This is a genomic window from Aminobacter sp. P9b (assembly GCF_045345995.1).
In the GTDB taxonomy this organism is placed as follows: domain Bacteria; phylum Pseudomonadota; class Alphaproteobacteria; order Rhizobiales; family Rhizobiaceae; genus Aminobacter; species Aminobacter niigataensis.
This window is the reverse complement of sequence record NZ_CP150082.1, coordinates 4,811,747-4,827,965: the sequence shown is the minus strand read 5'-3', so window position 1 is coordinate 4,827,965 and position 16,219 is coordinate 4,811,747. Positions and strand designations below refer to the sequence as shown.

13 protein-coding genes are annotated in these 16,219 nt (G+C 65.0%); 4 read left to right on the top strand and 9 right to left on the bottom strand.

Annotated elements, in window-relative coordinates; genetic code table 11:
- Positions 1 to 181: 181 nt before the first annotated feature.
- From WHT83_RS23725 to puuE, 9 genes are all read right to left on the bottom strand, one after another.
- A complete protein-coding gene (locus tag WHT83_RS23725) occupies positions 182 to 1,840 on the bottom strand; it encodes an ABC transporter ATP-binding protein (protein WP_406872554.1) in 1,659 nt (552 codons plus the stop codon).
- On the bottom strand, positions 1,833 to 2,663 hold the full coding sequence (locus WHT83_RS23720) for an ABC transporter permease (RefSeq protein ID WP_108606980.1): 831 nt from the start codon (positions 2,661 to 2,663) through the stop codon (positions 1,833 to 1,835). The genes WHT83_RS23725 and WHT83_RS23720 overlap by 8 nt, the downstream gene beginning before the upstream one ends.
- Before the next feature lie 10 nt (positions 2,664 to 2,673).
- Positions 2,674 to 3,633, bottom strand: coding sequence for an ABC transporter permease (locus WHT83_RS23715; protein ID WP_108606981.1), 960 nt, complete (start codon positions 3,631 to 3,633; stop codon positions 2,674 to 2,676).
- 16 nt (positions 3,634 to 3,649) lie between these two features.
- Positions 3,650 to 5,233, bottom strand: coding sequence for an ABC transporter substrate-binding protein (locus WHT83_RS23710; RefSeq protein WP_318763758.1), 1,584 nt, complete (start codon positions 5,231 to 5,233; stop codon positions 3,650 to 3,652).
- Between the two features lie 142 nt (positions 5,234 to 5,375).
- Complete coding sequence (locus WHT83_RS23705) at positions 5,376 to 7,382, bottom strand: CocE/NonD family hydrolase (protein ID WP_406872553.1); 2,007 nt, start codon at positions 7,380 to 7,382, stop codon at positions 5,376 to 5,378.
- A 92-nt stretch (positions 7,383 to 7,474) separates the two neighbouring features.
- Positions 7,475 to 8,068: a nucleoside deaminase gene (locus WHT83_RS23700; protein ID WP_406872552.1), complete on the bottom strand. Its 594-nt coding sequence runs from the start codon at positions 8,066 to 8,068 to the stop codon at positions 7,475 to 7,477.
- A 4-nt stretch (positions 8,069 to 8,072) separates the two neighbouring features.
- Entirely contained in the window at positions 8,073 to 8,573 is a 501-nt protein-coding gene (locus WHT83_RS23695) for an ureidoglycolate lyase (protein WP_318764178.1), read from the bottom strand.
- Positions 8,574 to 8,594: 21 nt separating this feature from the next.
- The gene (locus tag WHT83_RS23690; protein ID WP_406872551.1) at positions 8,595 to 9,440 is read right to left on the bottom strand and encodes a bifunctional allantoicase/(S)-ureidoglycine aminohydrolase; all 846 of its coding nucleotides are present in this window, start codon (positions 9,438 to 9,440) and stop codon (positions 8,595 to 8,597) included.
- A gap of 5 nt (positions 9,441 to 9,445) precedes the next feature.
- Positions 9,446 to 10,879 (bottom strand): allantoinase PuuE, encoded by a 1,434-nt coding sequence (gene puuE, locus WHT83_RS23685; protein ID WP_406872550.1) that lies wholly within the window; start codon positions 10,877 to 10,879, stop codon positions 9,446 to 9,448.
- 178 nt (positions 10,880 to 11,057) lie between these two features.
- Here puuE and uraH point away from each other — a divergent pair, with 178 nt between their 5' ends.
- From uraH to xdhC, 4 genes are read left to right on the top strand one after another with little or no spacing between them, the layout of a single operon-like run.
- Entirely contained in the window at positions 11,058 to 11,423 is a 366-nt protein-coding gene (uraH, locus tag WHT83_RS23680) for a hydroxyisourate hydrolase (protein ID WP_108606989.1), read from the top strand.
- A gap of 3 nt (positions 11,424 to 11,426) precedes the next feature.
- Positions 11,427 to 12,908: a xanthine dehydrogenase small subunit gene (gene xdhA / locus WHT83_RS23675; protein WP_406872549.1), complete on the top strand. Its 1,482-nt coding sequence runs from the start codon at positions 11,427 to 11,429 to the stop codon at positions 12,906 to 12,908.
- A gap of 1 nt (position 12,909) precedes the next feature.
- Positions 12,910 to 15,270 (top strand): xanthine dehydrogenase molybdopterin binding subunit, encoded by a 2,361-nt coding sequence (gene xdhB / locus WHT83_RS23670; protein ID WP_406872548.1) that lies wholly within the window; start codon positions 12,910 to 12,912, stop codon positions 15,268 to 15,270.
- Entirely contained in the window at positions 15,267 to 16,217 is a 951-nt protein-coding gene (gene xdhC / locus WHT83_RS23665) for a xanthine dehydrogenase accessory protein XdhC (RefSeq protein ID WP_406872547.1), read from the top strand. Before xdhB ends, xdhC begins: the two co-directional genes overlap by 4 nt.
- Positions 16,218 to 16,219: the final 2 nt, after the last annotated feature.

Genomic DNA, 16,219 nt, shown 5'->3' with positions numbered 1-16,219 from the left:
CCAGCAGGGCCCGCCTTGCGACCTTTGTGGTTGGCCGCCCAGGCCGATGAAGGCATGATCTCCCCCCTTGCGGGGGAGATGGCCGGCAGGCCAGAGAGGGGGTGCGAAGGAACGCAACGGTCCTCATCCTGAGGTGCTCGCCTGAAAGGCTAGCTTCGAAGGACGCACCTATTTCGTTCCCTCAATTCCCCGCGCTGGCCATCCTGCGTCCGCCGATGGCCTTTTCCAGCCAGCCTATCTCCATTTCCGGCACCGATGACAACAGCAGGTCGGTGTAGGCGTCGAAGGGCGGTTTCAGCACCTCGGACTTCGGCCCGTAGCGCACCACCTCGCCGCGATACATGACCGCGATGGAATCGGCGATCGACTTCACCGTGGCGAGGTCGTGGGTGATGAACAGATAGGCGACGCCTTCCTCCGCCTGCAGGCCGAGCAGCAGCTTGAGGATGCCGTTGGCGACCAGTGGGTCGAGCGCGCTGGTCACCTCGTCGCAGATGATCAGACGCGGCTTGGCGGCGAGCGCACGGGCGATGCAGACGCGCTGCTTCTGCCCGCCGGAAAGCTCGGCCGGATAGCGATCAGCAAAGCCGCGACCCATCTCGATCTTGTCGAGCAGTTCGGCGACGCGGGCATCGCGCTCCTTGCCGCCCATGCCGAAATAGAGCTCCAACGGACGGCCGATAATCGTGCCCACGGTCTGGCGCGGGTTCATCGCCACGTCGGCCATCTGGTAGATCATCTGCAACTCGCGCAGATCGTCGCGGCTGCGGTCGGCGAGGCGATTGGAAAGCGTGCGTCCGGCAAAGGTGATGCTGCCCTGCTCGGGCGGTAGAAGGCCGGTGATGGCGCGGGCCAGCGTCGACTTGCCGGAGCCGGATTCGCCGACGACGGCCAGCGTCTGGCCTGGCAGGATGTCGACCGAGACGTTCTTCAACACCTTGATCGTGCCGCCGCCATAAGCGGCGGTGACGTTCCTGACCGAAAGGAACGGGTTGGCGCCGGGCGCCTTCTCCTGGTGCTCGATCTCGTGCACCGAGACGAGTGCTGAGGTGTATTCCTGGCGTGGCTCCTTGATGATCTGGCGCGTGCCGCCCCATTCGACCAGCTTGCCGTGCCGGAGCACCATGATTTCGTCGGAGACCTGGGCGACGACGGCGAGGTCGTGGCTGATGTAGAGTGCTGCCACGCCGGTGTCGCGGATCGCCTCCTTGATCGCGGCGAGCACGTCGATCTGGGTGGTGACGTCGAGTGCGGTCGTCGGTTCGTCGAAGACGATCAGGTCGGGCTCGGAGCACAGCGCCATGGCGGTCATGACGCGCTGCAACTGGCCACCCGAGACCTGGTGCGGGAAACGCTTGCCGATGTTTTCCGGGTCGGGAAGGCTGAGCTTCCTGAACAGCGCAACGGCGCGCTTTTCGGCCTCCGCCCGGCTCGCCACGCCGTGCAGGATCGAGGCTTCGACGACCTGGTCCATCAGCCGGTGTGCCGGGTTGAACGCTGCCGCCGCCGACTGCGCGACATAGCAGACCTCGCGGCCGCGCAGGGCGCGAATGCCTTGCGTGCCACCCTTGCGGATGTCGCGGCCGTTGAGCAGGATCTCGCCGCCGGTGATCTTCACGCCGCCGCGGCCATAGGCCATCGACGACAGGCCGATGGTCGACTTGCCGGCACCGGATTCCCCGATCAGTCCGAGCACCTTGCCTTTTTCCAGCGTCAGCGACACGTCGTGGACCAGGGTGATGGTGCGCGGCGCCTCGCCGGGTGGGTAGACCTTTGCCTCGATCCTGAGGTTGCGGATGTCGAGCAGCGGGCCGGAGCCGTTCGCGGGTGCCTTAGCCATTGCCACGCCCTCCCTTGAGATCGGTGGTGCGGTTGAGCACCCAGTCGGCGACGAGGTTGACGGAGATGGCGAGTGCGGCGATCGCGGCGGCCGGGATCAGTGCTGCCGGGATGCCGAAGACGATGCCGTCCTTGTTTTCCTTGACCATGCCGCCCCAGTCGGCGTCAGGCGGCTGCACGCCAAGGCCGAGGAAGGACAGAGCCGACAGAAACAGCACGGCATAGATGAAGCGCAGGCCGAGTTCGGAAACCAGCGGCGACAGCGCATTGGGCAGGATCTCGCGGAAGATGATCCAGCCCTTGCCTTCGCCGCGCAGCTTGGCCGCCTCGACGAAGTCCATGACGTTGATGTCGACGGCAACCGCGCGCGACAGCCGGTAGACGCGCGTTGCGTCGAGAATGCCCATCACCAGGATCAGGGTCAGCAAGGTCGAGGGCAGCACCGACAGCACCACGAGCGCGAAGATCAGCGTCGGGATCGCCATCAGCAAGTCGACGAAGCGCGACATGCCGGTGTCGAACCAGCCGCCGACGACGGCGGCGGTGAAGCCCAGGATCGCGCCGAGCGAAAACGACAAGGCGGTTGCCATGACGGCGATGAAGATGGTGGTGCGCGCGCCGTAGATCATGCGCGAAAGCAGGTCGCGGCCGAGATTGTCAGTGCCGAGCAGGAACTGGCCGGAGGCCGGCGCCCAGACGTCGCCGACGATCTCGCCGAGGCCATAGGGCGCGATCAGCGGCGCGAAGATCGCCGCGATGAGGAACAATGCGGTCAGGATCAGGCCGATCGCGGCGCCAAGGGGGATGCGTTTCAGGTCCAGCATGGCGCGCCGCTCACTTCGGATGCCGGAGGCGTGGATTGGCGACGATGGCGGCAATGTCGGCGACGATGTTGAGGCCGATGTAAACCGCTGCGAAGATCAGCCCCACTGCCTGAACCACCGGCACGTCGCGCTTGGCGACATGGTCGACGAGGTATTGCCCCATGCCGGGATAGACGAAGATCACCTCGATCACGACCACGCCGACGATGAGGAAGGCAAGGTTGAGCATGACCACGTTGATGATCGGCGCAATCGCATTGGGAAAGGCGTGCTTGCGGATGATGTCGAAGGGCGAAAGACCCTTGAGCTCCGCCGTCTCGATATAGGCCGACTGCATGACATTGAGGATCGCGGCCCGGGTCATACGCATCATGTGGGCCAGCACCACCAGTGTCAGCGCAGTAGCCGGCAGGGCGATCGCCTTCATGCGTTCGAGGAACGGCATGCCGTCATAGACGGTGGAGATGCCCGGGAACCACTGCAGCTTCACGGCGAAGAAATAGACCAGGAGGTAGCCGATGAAGAACTCGGGCAGCGAGGTCGATGCCAGCGCCAGGCCGGAGATGGTCTTGTCGATCCAGCCATTGCGATAGCGCACGGCCAGCAGGCCGAGGATGATCGCCAGCGGTACGGAAACGACAGCCGCCCAGAAGGCGAGGAACAGCGTGTTCCACAGACGTCCGCCGATCGAGGCGGCGATGTCCTGCCGGCTCGACAGGGCCGTGCCGAGGTCGCCGGTGAGGACGCCGCCGAGCCATCTGAAATAGCGGACGATGGCGGGGTCGTTGAGGCCGAGTTCCTCGCGCAGGTTGGCGAGCGCCTGGGGCGTGGCCGACTGGCCGAGGATGGATTGGGCGACGTCGCCGGGCAGGATCTGGGTGCCGGCGAAGATCAGGACCGAAACGGCCAGGAGCAGGAGAAGGCCCAGCGCAATGCGCTGGGCAATCAGTTTCAGAATCGGATTGGACATACGCTCAACGCCCTTGTCAGGCGTTCAGCCAGCACTTCGACAGCGCGTAGCCGCCCATCATCTCCTGGTTGCCGTCATCGACCCAGCCGCCGACCTTGGCACTGGTTGCGTCGATGAAGTCGTTGAACATCGGGGTGATCACGCCGCCTTCGTCGCGGACGATCTGGCCCATGTCGGCGTAGAGTTTCTTACGCTTGTCGTTGTCGAGCTCGGAGCGCGCCGCAAACAGCATCTTGTCGAAGTCCTCGCGCTGGAAACGCGTGTCGTTCCATTCGGCTTTGGAATAGTAGGCGGTCGAATACATCTGGTCCTGGGTCGGGCGTCCGCCCCAGTAGGAAGCCGAGTAGGGCTGCTTGTTCCAGACTTCCGACCAGTAGCCGTCGCCGGGCTCGCGCTTGACCTCGAGCGTGATGCCGGCCTTGGCCGCGCTCTGCTGGTAGAGCTGGGCAGCATCGACCGCGCCGGGGAAGGCGACGTCGGAGGTGCGCAGCAGAACCGAGCCGGAATGGCCCGACTTCTTGTAGTGGAAGGCTGCCTTTTCCGGATCGTATTTGCGCTGCTCCATCTCGGTGAACAGCGGATAGGCCTTGTTGATCGGCGTGTCGTTGCCGACCGAGCCGTAGCCCATCAGAATCTTCTGCAGCATTTCCTCGCGGTCGAGCGCGTATTTCAGCGCAAGCCTCAGATCGTTGTTGTCGAAGGGCGCCGTGTTGGTGTGGGCGATGAAGACGTAGTGGCCGCGGCCGGCGACGTTGCGGATGACCACACCCGGCACGCGCTTGATCAACTCGACGATCTTCGGCTCGACGCGGTTGATGATATCGACCTGGCCGCCCTGCAATGCAGACGTGCGGGCCGTGGCATCGTTGATGACAATGATTTCGATCTGGTCGGCAAAGCCGCGGTCGTCACGCCAGTAATTGGCGAACTTCTCGCCGCCGAGCCGCACGCCGGCTTCGTTGACGGTGATCTTGTAGGGGCCAGTGCCGATGCCGGCGTCGGGCTTGTCCTTGCCGCCATTGGGCTGGATCATCAGGTGGTAGTCGTCGAGCAGGAAGGGCAGGTCGGCGTTGGCCTCCTTGAGCTCGAACACGACGTTCTGGCCGTCGGCCTTGACCGAGGCGATGCCGCCCATCAGGCCAAGCGCGCCGGACTTCGCCTTCTCGTCGGAATGGCGTTCGATGGTCGCGACGACGTCGGCGGGGGTCATCTCCTTGCCGTCGTGAAACTGTACGCCCTTGCGGATCTTGAAGGTCCAGGTCTTGGCGTCGTCGGATGCGCCCCATTCCTCGGCGAGCGCCGGCTTGGGCTCGCCCTCGGGCGAGATCTGCACCAACTGCTCGCCCCACTGGCGGCCGAAGAAATAGGGCACCTGGCTCGACCACGACGCCGGATCGAGGCTGTCGGTGGCGGCACCACCCTGCATGCCGGCGCGAAGGATGCCACCCTTGACCGGGCCTTCAGCCCTGGCGGCGCTGGCGAGCAACGAGTTCGCGAAACTTGCCGCGACGCCCAGGGCCGCGGCGCGGCCCAGGAAGTCACGGCGGTTCAATTTGCCCGCAGCGACTCGGCGGCTCAGATATTCCAGTTCATTCGACATTGGAAAGGCTCCTCACTCTGGCGGTCGTTATTGCTCGACTTCTGGTGGCAATATTGACCGTAACGTAAGGGCATCGGCAAGGCCGAATGCGACATCGAGTGGCGCAATCGCCACGTCGCTTTTGGACCAAGCCGCTTCCGCGTCAGATGTGATCGCGTGCGATGATTTCGTCGAAATCTCGTTCGAACACCAGCTTCTCGCCTTCATAGGCCTCGATCCGGCCGGTCAGCTGGAAGTTTTGGCCATCAGAACGCATGGTCGTGAAAGTTTCGGTCCGGACGGCCCAGTCGTTTCTCGACAAAGTCTGCGTCCAGTGGGTCTCGCCATGGGCAGAAAGCGGGTCGGACGGATCGATTGTCCAGAGTTCGCGGGCGACATCGCCGATGACCAGGCCGTGGTCGGCATCGCGGATTTCGCCGAAGTCGTCGACGATGCGCAGGCTGACCGTGCCGGCCGCTTCGTCGCGTTCGACGGTGCGGCTGTTCGAACTTTCGCGCAATGTTTCGGTCTGCCAGGGCGTCGCCCCCTCGGGCTCCTCGAAGGTCCATTCATCGCCGTCGCCGGAGGGGCGTACCGGCAGGTCGATGGCGCCGTCATGAAGGGTCAGCGTCACCTCTTCCGGCGACGGCCAGACAAGCGGCCAGTAGGTCGAGGACACGGCGACACGCAGCCGGTTGCCGGGCAGCACGCGGTAGGCGATGTCGTCGAGCTTGAGCGTGATCGCCATCGTCTCGCCCGGCACAATAGTCTGAGGGAATTCGTGGCCGTTGCGGTGGCACAGGTTGAGCACGCCATAGGTGATGCGGGTCGAGGCGCCGTCCGGCTGGACGTCGCACAGTCGCACCGCGACCATGCCGTGCCGGCGGTCGGTTGCGAGCTTCAGGCGGATGACGGGCGCCCCGACAATGTCGAGCGGGGCGTCGAGCACAGCACCGTCGAAGCAGGCCGACTTGGTGTCGTCGGAACGCTGGTCGCCCGGCAGTTCCGGCCCGAGCCAGATGGCGCAATATTCGCCGCCGTCCATGCCGCAATCCTGGGGCGAGTTTATCGACACGGCCGCGTCGAGCCTGGCGTCCTCGGCCAACATGCCATTCGCACCGAGCGCAAGGCGCCTGGCGGTAATGTTCGGCGACGGCCATTGCCGCTCGGCGATCCAGCGGCCCGGACGTTCGAGATACCAGTCGCGCGGCGGCTCGGAATCCATGACGTAGAGACGCATCGCCGGGTCGTCTTCGACGCCGGTGTCCTTGCCCTTGAGCCAACGGTCCCACCAGCGCAGGGCTTCCTGCAGGAAGCCGATGGCCGGCTTGGGTACGGCGAAATGCGGGTATTTGTGGATCCACGGGCCGACGATGCCCTTGACCGGCGCCTGTACGCCCGCGACCAGTCGGGACACCGCATTCTTGTAAGCGTCGCCCCAGCCGCCGATAGCCAGAACGGCGGCCTTGATGGCGGAATAGTCCTCGTTGACCGAGCCCCGTTTCCAGTAGGCATCGCGGGTCTGGTGCTTCAGCCAGACCGCCGGCAGGAACGGCTCATGCTCAAGCCTGTCGAGCCACATGTCGCGCCATTTGTCGCCGACGAGTGCCGGGTCTGGCGGTCGCGACGAGTAGGACAGCATGGTCGCACCCCAGCCCATGTTCTCGTTGAGCAGCAACCCGCCCTTGTAGTGGATGTCGTCGGCGTAGCGGTCGTCGGTGGAGCAGAGCGTGATGACGGCCTTCAGGGCCTTGGGCTGTTTCGCCGCCACCTGCAGGCCGTTGAAGCCGCCCCAGGAGATGCCCATCATACCGACCTTGCCGTTGCACCAGGGCTGGGCGGCTGCCCAGGCAATGACTTCGCAGGCGTCCTGCCATTCCTGCTCGGTGTATTCGTCGTCCATCAGCCCTTCGGAATCGCCGTTGCCGCGCATGTCGACGCGGATGCAGGCATAGCCATGGCCGGCGAAATAGGGGTGGGTCAGGCAGTCGCGCGTCGTCGTACCGTCGCGCTTGCGGTAGGGCAGGTGCTCGACGATGGCGGGCACCGGGTCCTGGTCGGCATCGGCGGGCATCCACACCCGCGCCGACAGGCGCGTGCCATCGGGCATGACGATGCCCATGTCGGGAAATTCGACGATGTCGCGCGGAAATTCGGTGATGGTTTTCATGCGTGGCTCCCTGCGCCATCAGTAGGCGACAGGGTGCCAAACGCAAAGGGTGTCGGATGAGCCAGAGAGCGGATTTCTCTGGCCTGTTCGCGTCAGTTCAGCGGGATGTCGTTGTCGCCCTTGCTCGCCTGGTATGTGCCGGACATCCCGTCGTAGAGCGCCGAAATCCTGGCCACGCGCTCTTCCATCCGCTTGCGGTCGGGTTCGGGCAATTCGCGGACCAGTTTGCGTAGCGAAAAGCTTTTCCAGTAGGCGTTGTCGGCGTTGTAGCCGCCCGGCTCCAGCGTGAAGACCTCTTTCAGGATCTTCAGGTCGTGCGGGATGGCGAAGCTGTCGCGCGAATCCTCGTGGCTGAACAGGTAGTAGAAATTGTCGAATCCAGCCCAGGTGATGGCCGACAGGCACAACGAGCAGGGCTCGTGGGTCGACAGGAAGATCAGGTCCTTGGTGTCGGCACGGTTGGCCTTGGGCATTTCGTAGAAGCGCTTCAGGCAATGCATCTCGCCGTGCCAGAGCGGGTTTTCGAGCTCGTTGTTGGTCTCGGCCAGCACCAGCGAACGGTCGTCCTTGGCGAGGAGTGCTGCGCCGAACAGCTTGTTGCCCTTCGTCACGCCTTCGGCGGTCCTGGGCACGATGTCGTGTTCGATGACGTCGAAGAGGCGCTCGATCAACGAGAGTTCGGCCATTTGCTCAGAAGCCTTCCGGAAGGACGATTTCGTAGGGGTGCGAGAAATGGAACTCTTCGAGATTGGGGCCGGTGCCGCCACGGTCGACGACGACGAAGTCCTGGTTCTCGCCGATCGGGGTCAGTACGCCGTGCCAGAGATTGCGCGGATAGTTGACGCCCTGGCCGGGTGCGGCGACGAAGGCGTGCGGCTCGCCCGGGCCATCGCCGATGTCGTGGCAGACGACGACGAGATAGGGGCGCGGCGACAGCGGAATAAAGGCCTGGCTGCCGAACGGATGCCGCTCGACCATCGAGAGCTTCAGCGGGAACGGATAGGGCGTGCCCTTGAAGATGTTGATGATGACGTGGCCGTCGGGGCCGGCCGCCTCGACACGGGCGAGCGCGTGATAGCGCTCGCATTTGCCTGCGTTGATCGGGTAGTGGCTGTCGCAGTTGGTGTCGATCACCTCACCGAACTCGGCGAAGCTTTCGCGCGTCAGGGGCTTGGCCACGATCTGCTTCATCTCACCCGACATGGCTGACCCTCAACGGCGACGCGTGGCGTTGAAGGCGCCGAGCTGCATGTGGCGGTTGACGTCCTTGTAGAGCAGGTAGCGGAACCTGCCGGGGCCGCCGGCATAACAAGCCTGCGGGCAGAAGGCGCGCAGCCACATGAAATCGCCGGCCTCGACCTCGACCCAGTCGTTGTTCAGCCGGTAGACCGCCTTGCCTTCGAGCACGTAGAGGCCGTGCTCCATGACGTGGGTTTCCGGGAAGGGGATGATGCCGCCGGGCTCGAACGTCACCACCGTGACATGCATGTCGTGGCGCAGGTCGTTGGGGTCGACAAAGCGGGTCGTCGCCCATCTGCCATCCGTATCCGGCATGGCATTCGGCTCGATGTCGTTGTCGTTCAGGAACAGTGGATCGGGCGCGTCGAGGCCGTCGACATATTCATAGGCCTTGCGGATCCAGTGGAAGCGCGCCGTCTCTACGCCGGCATTGCGCACCGTCCAGCCGCTGGCCGGTGGCAAATAGGCGTAGCCGCCCGGCGTCAGCACATGGCTCTTGCCGGCAACGGTCACGGTTACTTCGCCTTCGACGACGAAGAACACGCCTTCGGCGCCTGCATCTGGTTCCGGCCGGTCGCTGCCGCCGCCGGGCTGCACTTCCATGATGTATTGCGAGAAGGTCTCGGCGAAGCCCGAGAGCGGACGGGCGATGACCCACAGCCGCGTCTTGTCCCAGTGCGGCAGGAAGCTGGTGACGATGTCCGAAAACTCGCGCTTCGGGATCACCGCATAGGCTTCGGTGAAGACGGCGCGGTCGGTGATCAGGTCCGTCTGGGGAGGGAGGCCGCCTTTCGGCGCGTAATAGGAGCGTTTTGCCATTTTTCTTAGCTTGGAAGGAGGTCGTTGAGGCGATACCAGGCGATGCGTTCCACCTGCTTGCAGGCGGCGGCGAATTCCTGGTCGCGGCTGTTGGCGATGCGGGTCTCGAATGCCTTCAGGATGCTTGCCTTGTCATTGTCGCGCACTGCGATGATGAAGGGGAAGCTGAATTTTTCGACATAGGTGGCATTGAGCTCGGTGAAGCGGGTGCGCTCGGCGTCGGTCAGCGCGTCGAGGCCGGCGGATGCCTGCTCCTTGGTTGATTCCTCCGTCAGGCGCTTGGCCTGGGCCAGCTTGCCGGCGAGGTCGGGGTGGGCGGCGAGCACGCCGAGCCGCTCTGTCTCGCTCGCCGATCGGAAGGCGCGGCAGAGTGCATTGTGCAGGCCGCCGGCGCTGTCATGAGCCGGTCCGAGCTCGAATTCGAAGGCGCGTTCGGCGATCCAGGGCGAATGCTCGAAGATCGAGCCGAAGCGCTGGACGAATTCGTCGCGCGCCATGCGCGAAGGGCGCAGCGCCTGCGGCTGGTAGGGGTGGTTTTCGCGCCAGTGCCTGGCGATGTCGGCGCGGCGGGCGATCCAGACCTTGTCGTGGCCCTGTACGTACTCGATGAAGCGGCGCAGCGCCTCGGCACGGCCGGGACGGCCGACGAGGCGGCAGTGCAGGCCGATGCTCATCATGCGCGGGCGGCCCTTGGCGCCCTCGTCATAGAGGGTATCGAAGCTGTCCTTGAGATAGGCGTAGAACTGGTCGCCCGAGTTGAAGCCTTGCGCGGTCGCAAAACGCATGTCGTTGGCATCGAGCGTGTAAGGGATGACCAGCTGCGGCGGAATGGAATTGCCATGGCCGTCATGGTCGAGCCAATAGGGCAGTTCGTCGTCATAGGTGTCGGAAATCCATTTGAAGCCGCCTTCGGCTGCGGCGAGGCGCACCGAATAGACCGAGGTGCGGCCGAGATAGAGGCCGGTGGGGCGTTCGCCGACGACTTCGGTGTGCAGGCGGATCGCTTCGAGCAGGTCGGCGCGTTCGGCAGCCTCCTCGTGGTCGCGGTAATCGATCCAGCGCAGGCCGTGCGAGGCGATTTCCCAGTCCGCGTCCTGCATCGCCGCGACGTGATCGGGCGAGCGGGCAAGAGCGGTGGCGACGCCGTAGACGGTCACCGGCACCTTGGCTTCGGTGAACATGCGGTGGAGCCGCCAGAAGCCGGCGCGGGCGCCGTATTCGTAGATCGATTCCATGTTCCAGTGGCGCTTGCCCGGCCACGGGGCCGCGCCCACGATCTCGGACAGGAAGGCTTCGGAGGCTGCGTCGCCGTGCAGGACGTTGTTCTCGCCGCCCTCTTCGTAATTGACCACAAATTGCACGCAGACGTTGGCGCCGCCGGGCCATTTCGGATCTGGTGGGTTCGCGCCATAGCCGCGCATATCTCTTACGTAACGCATGATCCCTCGAACCGGTCGATTACTGCCACTGGAGCAGGATAGCGAAAGGAGCGGCAGACATTCCCTCGAAAAATTTTGAAAGTCTTTTTGTAGCGGTGTTCTCGACCGCACCTTATGCAATGGCCTTAAATGGCGCAAAATCAATGATGATGGCGCGTGTCGCCAGTAGGGAGAGCGAATGACAAAGGCTGAAGGCGGACGCCTCACCACCCATGTCCTTGACACTGCATCCGGCAAGCCTGCCGAGGGGCTGTCGATTTCGCTGTTCCGCATCGAGGGCGATGTGCGGACCTTGCTCAAGAAGGTCGCCACCAACTCCGACGGCCGCTGCGACGCGCCGCTGCTTGCCGGCGACGAATTCCTGACGGGCGAATACGAACTCGTCTTCGCGGCCGGCGACTATCTGCGCCGCCAAGGCACCGAGCTGCCGCAGCCGGCTTTCCTCGACATCGTGCCGATCCGCTTTGGCATGGCCGAGCGAACGCACTATCATGTGCCGCTGCTGATCTCCCCCTACAGCTATTCCACCTACAGGGGCAGCTGAGCCATGGCGACGGTCAAGACACGCAACCATATCCGCTTCATCCTCAACGGCGAGGACGTGACGCTTTCGCAGGTCGCGCCCGACGAAACGCTGCTCGACTATCTGCGCTTGCGCCGGACGCTGCGCGGCACCAAGGAAGGCTGCGCCGAGGGCGACTGCGGTGCCTGTACGGTGCTTGTCGGCCGGCTGTCTGCCGGCAAGCTGGTCTATGAAAGCGTCAACGCCTGCATCCGCTTCGTGGCTTCGCTCGACGGCTGCCATGTCGTAACCGTCGAGCATCTGGCCGGCGAGGCGGGCAAACTGCATCCGGTGCAGCAGGCCATGGTCGATTTCCATGGCTCGCAGTGCGGCTTCTGCACGCCGGGCTTCGTGATGTCGCTCTACGGCCTGTGGATGGGCTCGCCCGAGCCGTCGGACGAAGCGATCGAAAAGTCGCTGCAGGGCAATCTCTGCCGCTGCACCGGCTACGAGGCGATCATGCGCGCCGCGCGCGCCATCTCCGACTACGGCAAGGTGGCCAAGGATCCGCTGCTGGTCGAGCGCAAGGCGATCACCGCCCGCCTCGAAGCCTTCAAGGACGGCACCCGCGTCGAGGTCGGCGAGGGCAAGGACCGCTTCGTCATCCCGGCCAGCGTCGACGATCTCGCCGACGTGCTCGATGCCGAGCCGACCGCGACCGTCGTCGCCGGCTCGACCGACGTCGGCCTCTGGGTCACCAAGCACATGCGCGCCATCGCGCCCGCCGTCTTCATCGCCAACATCGACGGCCTGCATTCGCTTGACGAGGACAAGGGCGTCATCTCCATCGGTGCCGGCGTCACCTACACCGAGGCGTTCGAGATGCTGTCGAAGCGCATTCCGGCGCTGGGGCCGCTCATCGACCGCATCGGCGGCCAGCAGGTGCGCAACATGGGCACCATCGGCGGCAACATCGCCAACGGTTCGCCGATCGGCGACACGCCGCCGCCATTGATCGCGCTCGGGGCGACATTGACGCTGCGCAAGGGCAAGACACGCCGCACCATCCCGCTGCAGGACTTCTTCATCGCTTATGGCAAGCAGGACCGCGCGCCCGGCGAGTTCGTCGAGGCAGTGCATGTGCCGGTGCCAGCCAAGGGCGACCATTTCGCCGTTTACAAGATCACCAAGCGCCGCGACGAGGACATCACCGCCACCCTCGGTGCCTTCTGGCTGCAGCTTGCCAAGGATGGCACCGTGGCAGATGTCCGCATCGCCTATGGCGGCATGGCGGCGACGCCCAAGAGGGCGAGCGTTGTGGAAAAGGCGCTCGTCGGCAAGCCTTGGACCGAAGAAACGGTCGAGGCGGCGATGGCGAAGTTTGCCGAAGACTTTACGCCGCTGACGGACATGCGCGCCACGGCGGAGTATCGTGCGCTGGTGGCGAAGAACCTGCTGCTGCGTTTCCATGTGGAGACGACCGGCACCAAGGCGCCGTTCACGGTGTCGAGATATGAGGCTGCCTGAGATGACCCAGCACCAACCCAACCTCAAGGCGGCGAAGATCACGGGCGGCGTGCACACCGACCAGCGCCACGATTCCGCGCACAAGCACGTTGCCGGCGAAGCCGTCTACATCGACGACATGCCGGAACCGGCGGGCACGCTGCATGTCGGCCTTGGCCTGTCCAACGTCACGCATGGCACTCTGAAGTCGGTCGACCTGTCTGCCGTCCGCGCTGCGCCCGGCGTCGTCGACGTGCTGACCTATGCCGACGTGCCGGGCGAAAACGACATTTCGCCGAGCGGCATGCATGACGACCCGGTCTTCGCTCAGGGCAAGGTGGAGTTCCACGGCCAGCCGATCTTCGCTGTCGTGGCCAACACCCGCGAGCAGGCCCGCCGGGCGGCGCGCTTGGCCAAGATCGAATACGACGAGTTCCCGGCGGTCATCAGCATCTGGGACCTCGATCCGGAGAAGGACAAGCAGGTGACGTCGCCGCTGACGCTGAAGCGCGGCGACGCGGCGGCTGCGATTGCCGCGGCACCGCGCCGGGTGAAAGGGCGAATGAAGCTCGGCGGCCAGGATCACTTCTATCTCGAAGGCCAGATTTCACTCGCCGTGCCCGGCGAGGACGACGAGGTTATTGTCTATTGCTCGACGCAAGGGCCGAGCGAGACCCAGCACCTCGTCTCGCATGTGCTCGGCGTGCCCAGCCATGCGGTGACGGTCGAGGTGCGCCGCATGGGCGGCGGTTTCGGTGGCAAGGAAACCCAGGCCAACCAGTGCGCGGCGATTGCGGCCATCGCTGCGAAGAAGCACAAGCGCGCCGTCAAGGTCCGGCTCGACCGCGACGAGGACATGACCGCTACCGGCAAGCGGCACGACTTCGCCATCGACTACGAAGTCGGCTTCGACGAGGAAGGCAACATCCTCGGCGTCGACTACATGTTCGCGCTCAATGCGGGCTTCTCGGCCGACCTCTCGGGGCCGGTGGGCGACCGCGCGCTGTTCCACTGCGACAACGCCTATTTCTATCCGAACGTGCATGCCAAGTCGTCGACGCTCTACACGAACACCGTGTCGAACACTGCGTTCCGCGGCTTCGGCGGCCCGCAGGGCATGGTCGGCGCCGAGCGCGTCATCGAAGAGGTGGCGTTTGCGCTCGGCAAGGACCCGCTCGAGATCCGCAAGCGGAACTTCTACGACGCCATCGGCGTTGCCGGCGAACGCAACCTCACGCCCTATCACCAGAAGGTCGAGGACAACATCATCCACCGCATCGTCGCGGAACTGGAGGAGAGCGCGTCCTATGCCCGCCGCCGGCGCGAGATCGCGGCGTTCAACGCCAACAGCCGCTTCGTCAAGCGCGGACTGGCGCTGACCCCGGTCAAGTTCGGCATCTCGTTCACCAAGACCGAGTCCAACCAGGCCGGCGCGCTGGTGCACGTCTATGCCGATGGTTCGGTGCACATGAACCACGGTGGCACCGAGATGGGCCAGGGCCTGCACCTCAAGGTGGCGCAGGTGGTGGCGGAAGAATTCCAGATCGACCTCGACCGGGTGAAGATCACGGCGACGACCACGGCCAAGGTGCCGAACACCGCGCCGACGGCGGCGTCCTCGGGCGCCGACCTCAACGGCATGGCGGCGCAGGACGCGGCACGGCAGATCCGCAAGCGGCTGACCGATTTCGCCGCCGAGAAGTACCAGGTGCCGGGCGATCAGGTGGTGTTCCTGCCCAACCGCGTGCGCGTCGGCAACCAGGAGATTTCCTTCAACGACCTGGTCAAGCAGGCTTATCTGAACCGCATCCAGCTGTCGGCGGCCGGCCACTACAAGACGCCGAAGATCCACTGGGACCGCAGCAAGGGCAGGGGCCACGCCTTCTACTATTACTCCTATGGCGCGGCCTGCTCGGAGGTGTCGATCGACACGCTGACCGGCGAGTATGTCATCGAGCGGGCCGATATCCTGCACGATACCGGCCGGTCGCTGAACCGGGCCATCGATATCGGCCAGGTCGAGGGCGGCTTCGTCCAGGGCACGGGCTGGCTGACGACCGAAGAACTGTGGTGGGACGGCAAGGGCCGGCTGCGCACCCATGCGCCGTCGACCTACAAGATCCCGCTGGCTTCCGACCGACCGAAGATCTTCAACGTGGAACTGACCGACTGGTCGGAAGCCTATGAGCCGACGATCCACCGCTCCAAGGCCGTCGGCGAGCCGCCGCTGCCACTCGGCATCTCGGTGCTGCAGGCGCTGTCGGATGCGGTGGCGAGCGTCGCCGACCACAAAGTCTGCCCGCGTCTCGACGCACCGGCGACGCCGGAGCGGGTGCTGATGGCGATCGAACGCCTCCGGGCCGAGGCGGCCCAGGCCAAGTGAGCAAGACGGCCAAGCGCCTCCGGGCATTCCTCGACGCATCGCCTTCGGTGGCGCTGGTCGAGGTGGCAGAGGCCAAGGGCTCGACCCCACGCGAAAAGGGCGCGTGGATGCTGGTGTCACTCGAGCGCATCTTCGGCACCATCGGCGGCGGCCAGCTCGAATTCATGGCGATCGACAGCGCGCGGGCGATGCTGAAGGGGTCGATCTCCCCCCATAAGGGGGAGATGCCCGCGAAACGGGCAGAGGGGGTAACCTCAGGAAGAAGCGCCCAAGGGGCGTTGAGCCCGGTCGAAACGACCCCACCCGGCGGCTTCGCCGCCACCTTCCCCTCAAGGGGGAGGGAAACGCTCACCCTCGACATTCCACTCGGGCCGGAGATCGGCCAGTGCTGCGGCGGACGGGTCGAGGTTGCCGTCCGCCACGTCGACGAGGCAATGGCTGCCGACCTGGTCGCTTCGGCCGAAATATCGGACGCTGCCCTGCCACATGTGCTGGTCTTCGGCGGCGGCCATGTCGGCCACGCGCTGGCATCCGCGTTTGCCTTGCTGCCGCTGAATGTGGTGGTCGTCGAGACCCGCGCCGATGCGCTCGACGGCATGCCGGCGGAGATTGATGTCAGGCTGACCCCGGTTCCGGAGGAGATGGTGCGCGAGGCGCCCTCCGGCTCGGCCGTGGTGGTGCTGACCCACGACCATGCACTCGACTTCCTGATCGTCGCCGAGGCGCTGAAGCGCGACGACACCGGCTATGTCGGCATGATCGGCTCCAAGACCAAGAAGGCGACGTTCAGGAGCTGGTTCCTCAAGACGGCCGGCGGCAGCGACGAGCAGTATGCGCGGCTGGTCTGCCCGATCGGCGGCGACGCCGTCAAGGACAAGCGCCCCGCTGTCATCGCCGCCCTTGCCGCAGCCGAGATCATGACCGCGCTGGCTCTGCCGGCGAAGTGACC

What these genes read in the sequence shown, in the direction of transcription:
- WHT83_RS23720 (WP_108606980.1), bottom strand. Translation starts at nt 2,663, where the DNA reads ATGCTGGACCTGAAACGCATCCCCCTTGGCGCCGCGATCGGCCTGATC.
- WHT83_RS23690 (WP_406872551.1), bottom strand. Translation starts at nt 9,440, where the DNA reads ATGGCAAAACGCTCCTATTACGCGCCGAAAGGCGGCCTCCCTCCCCAG.
- WHT83_RS23700 (WP_406872552.1), bottom strand. Translation starts at nt 8,068, where the DNA reads ATGGCCGAACTCTCGTTGATCGAGCGCCTCTTCGACGTCATCGAACAC.
- xdhA (WP_406872549.1), top strand. Translation starts at nt 11,427, where the DNA reads ATGGCGACGGTCAAGACACGCAACCATATCCGCTTCATCCTCAACGGC.
- WHT83_RS23715 (WP_108606981.1), bottom strand. Translation starts at nt 3,633, where the DNA reads ATGTCCAATCCGATTCTGAAACTGATTGCCCAGCGCATTGCGCTGGGC.
- WHT83_RS23725 (WP_406872554.1), bottom strand. Translation starts at nt 1,840, where the DNA reads ATGGCTAAGGCACCCGCGAACGGCTCCGGCCCGCTGCTCGACATCCGC.
- uraH (WP_108606989.1), top strand. Translation starts at nt 11,058, where the DNA reads ATGACAAAGGCTGAAGGCGGACGCCTCACCACCCATGTCCTTGACACT.
- WHT83_RS23705 (WP_406872553.1), bottom strand. Translation starts at nt 7,382, where the DNA reads ATGAAAACCATCACCGAATTTCCGCGCGACATCGTCGAATTTCCCGAC.
- puuE (WP_406872550.1), bottom strand. Translation starts at nt 10,879, where the DNA reads ATGCGTTACGTAAGAGATATGCGCGGCTATGGCGCGAACCCACCAGAT.
- WHT83_RS23695 (WP_318764178.1), bottom strand. Translation starts at nt 8,573, where the DNA reads ATGAAGCAGATCGTGGCCAAGCCCCTGACGCGCGAAAGCTTCGCCGAG.
- WHT83_RS23710 (WP_318763758.1), bottom strand. Translation starts at nt 5,233, where the DNA reads ATGTCGAATGAACTGGAATATCTGAGCCGCCGAGTCGCTGCGGGCAAA.
- xdhB (WP_406872548.1), top strand. Translation starts at nt 12,910, where the DNA reads ATGACCCAGCACCAACCCAACCTCAAGGCGGCGAAGATCACGGGCGGC.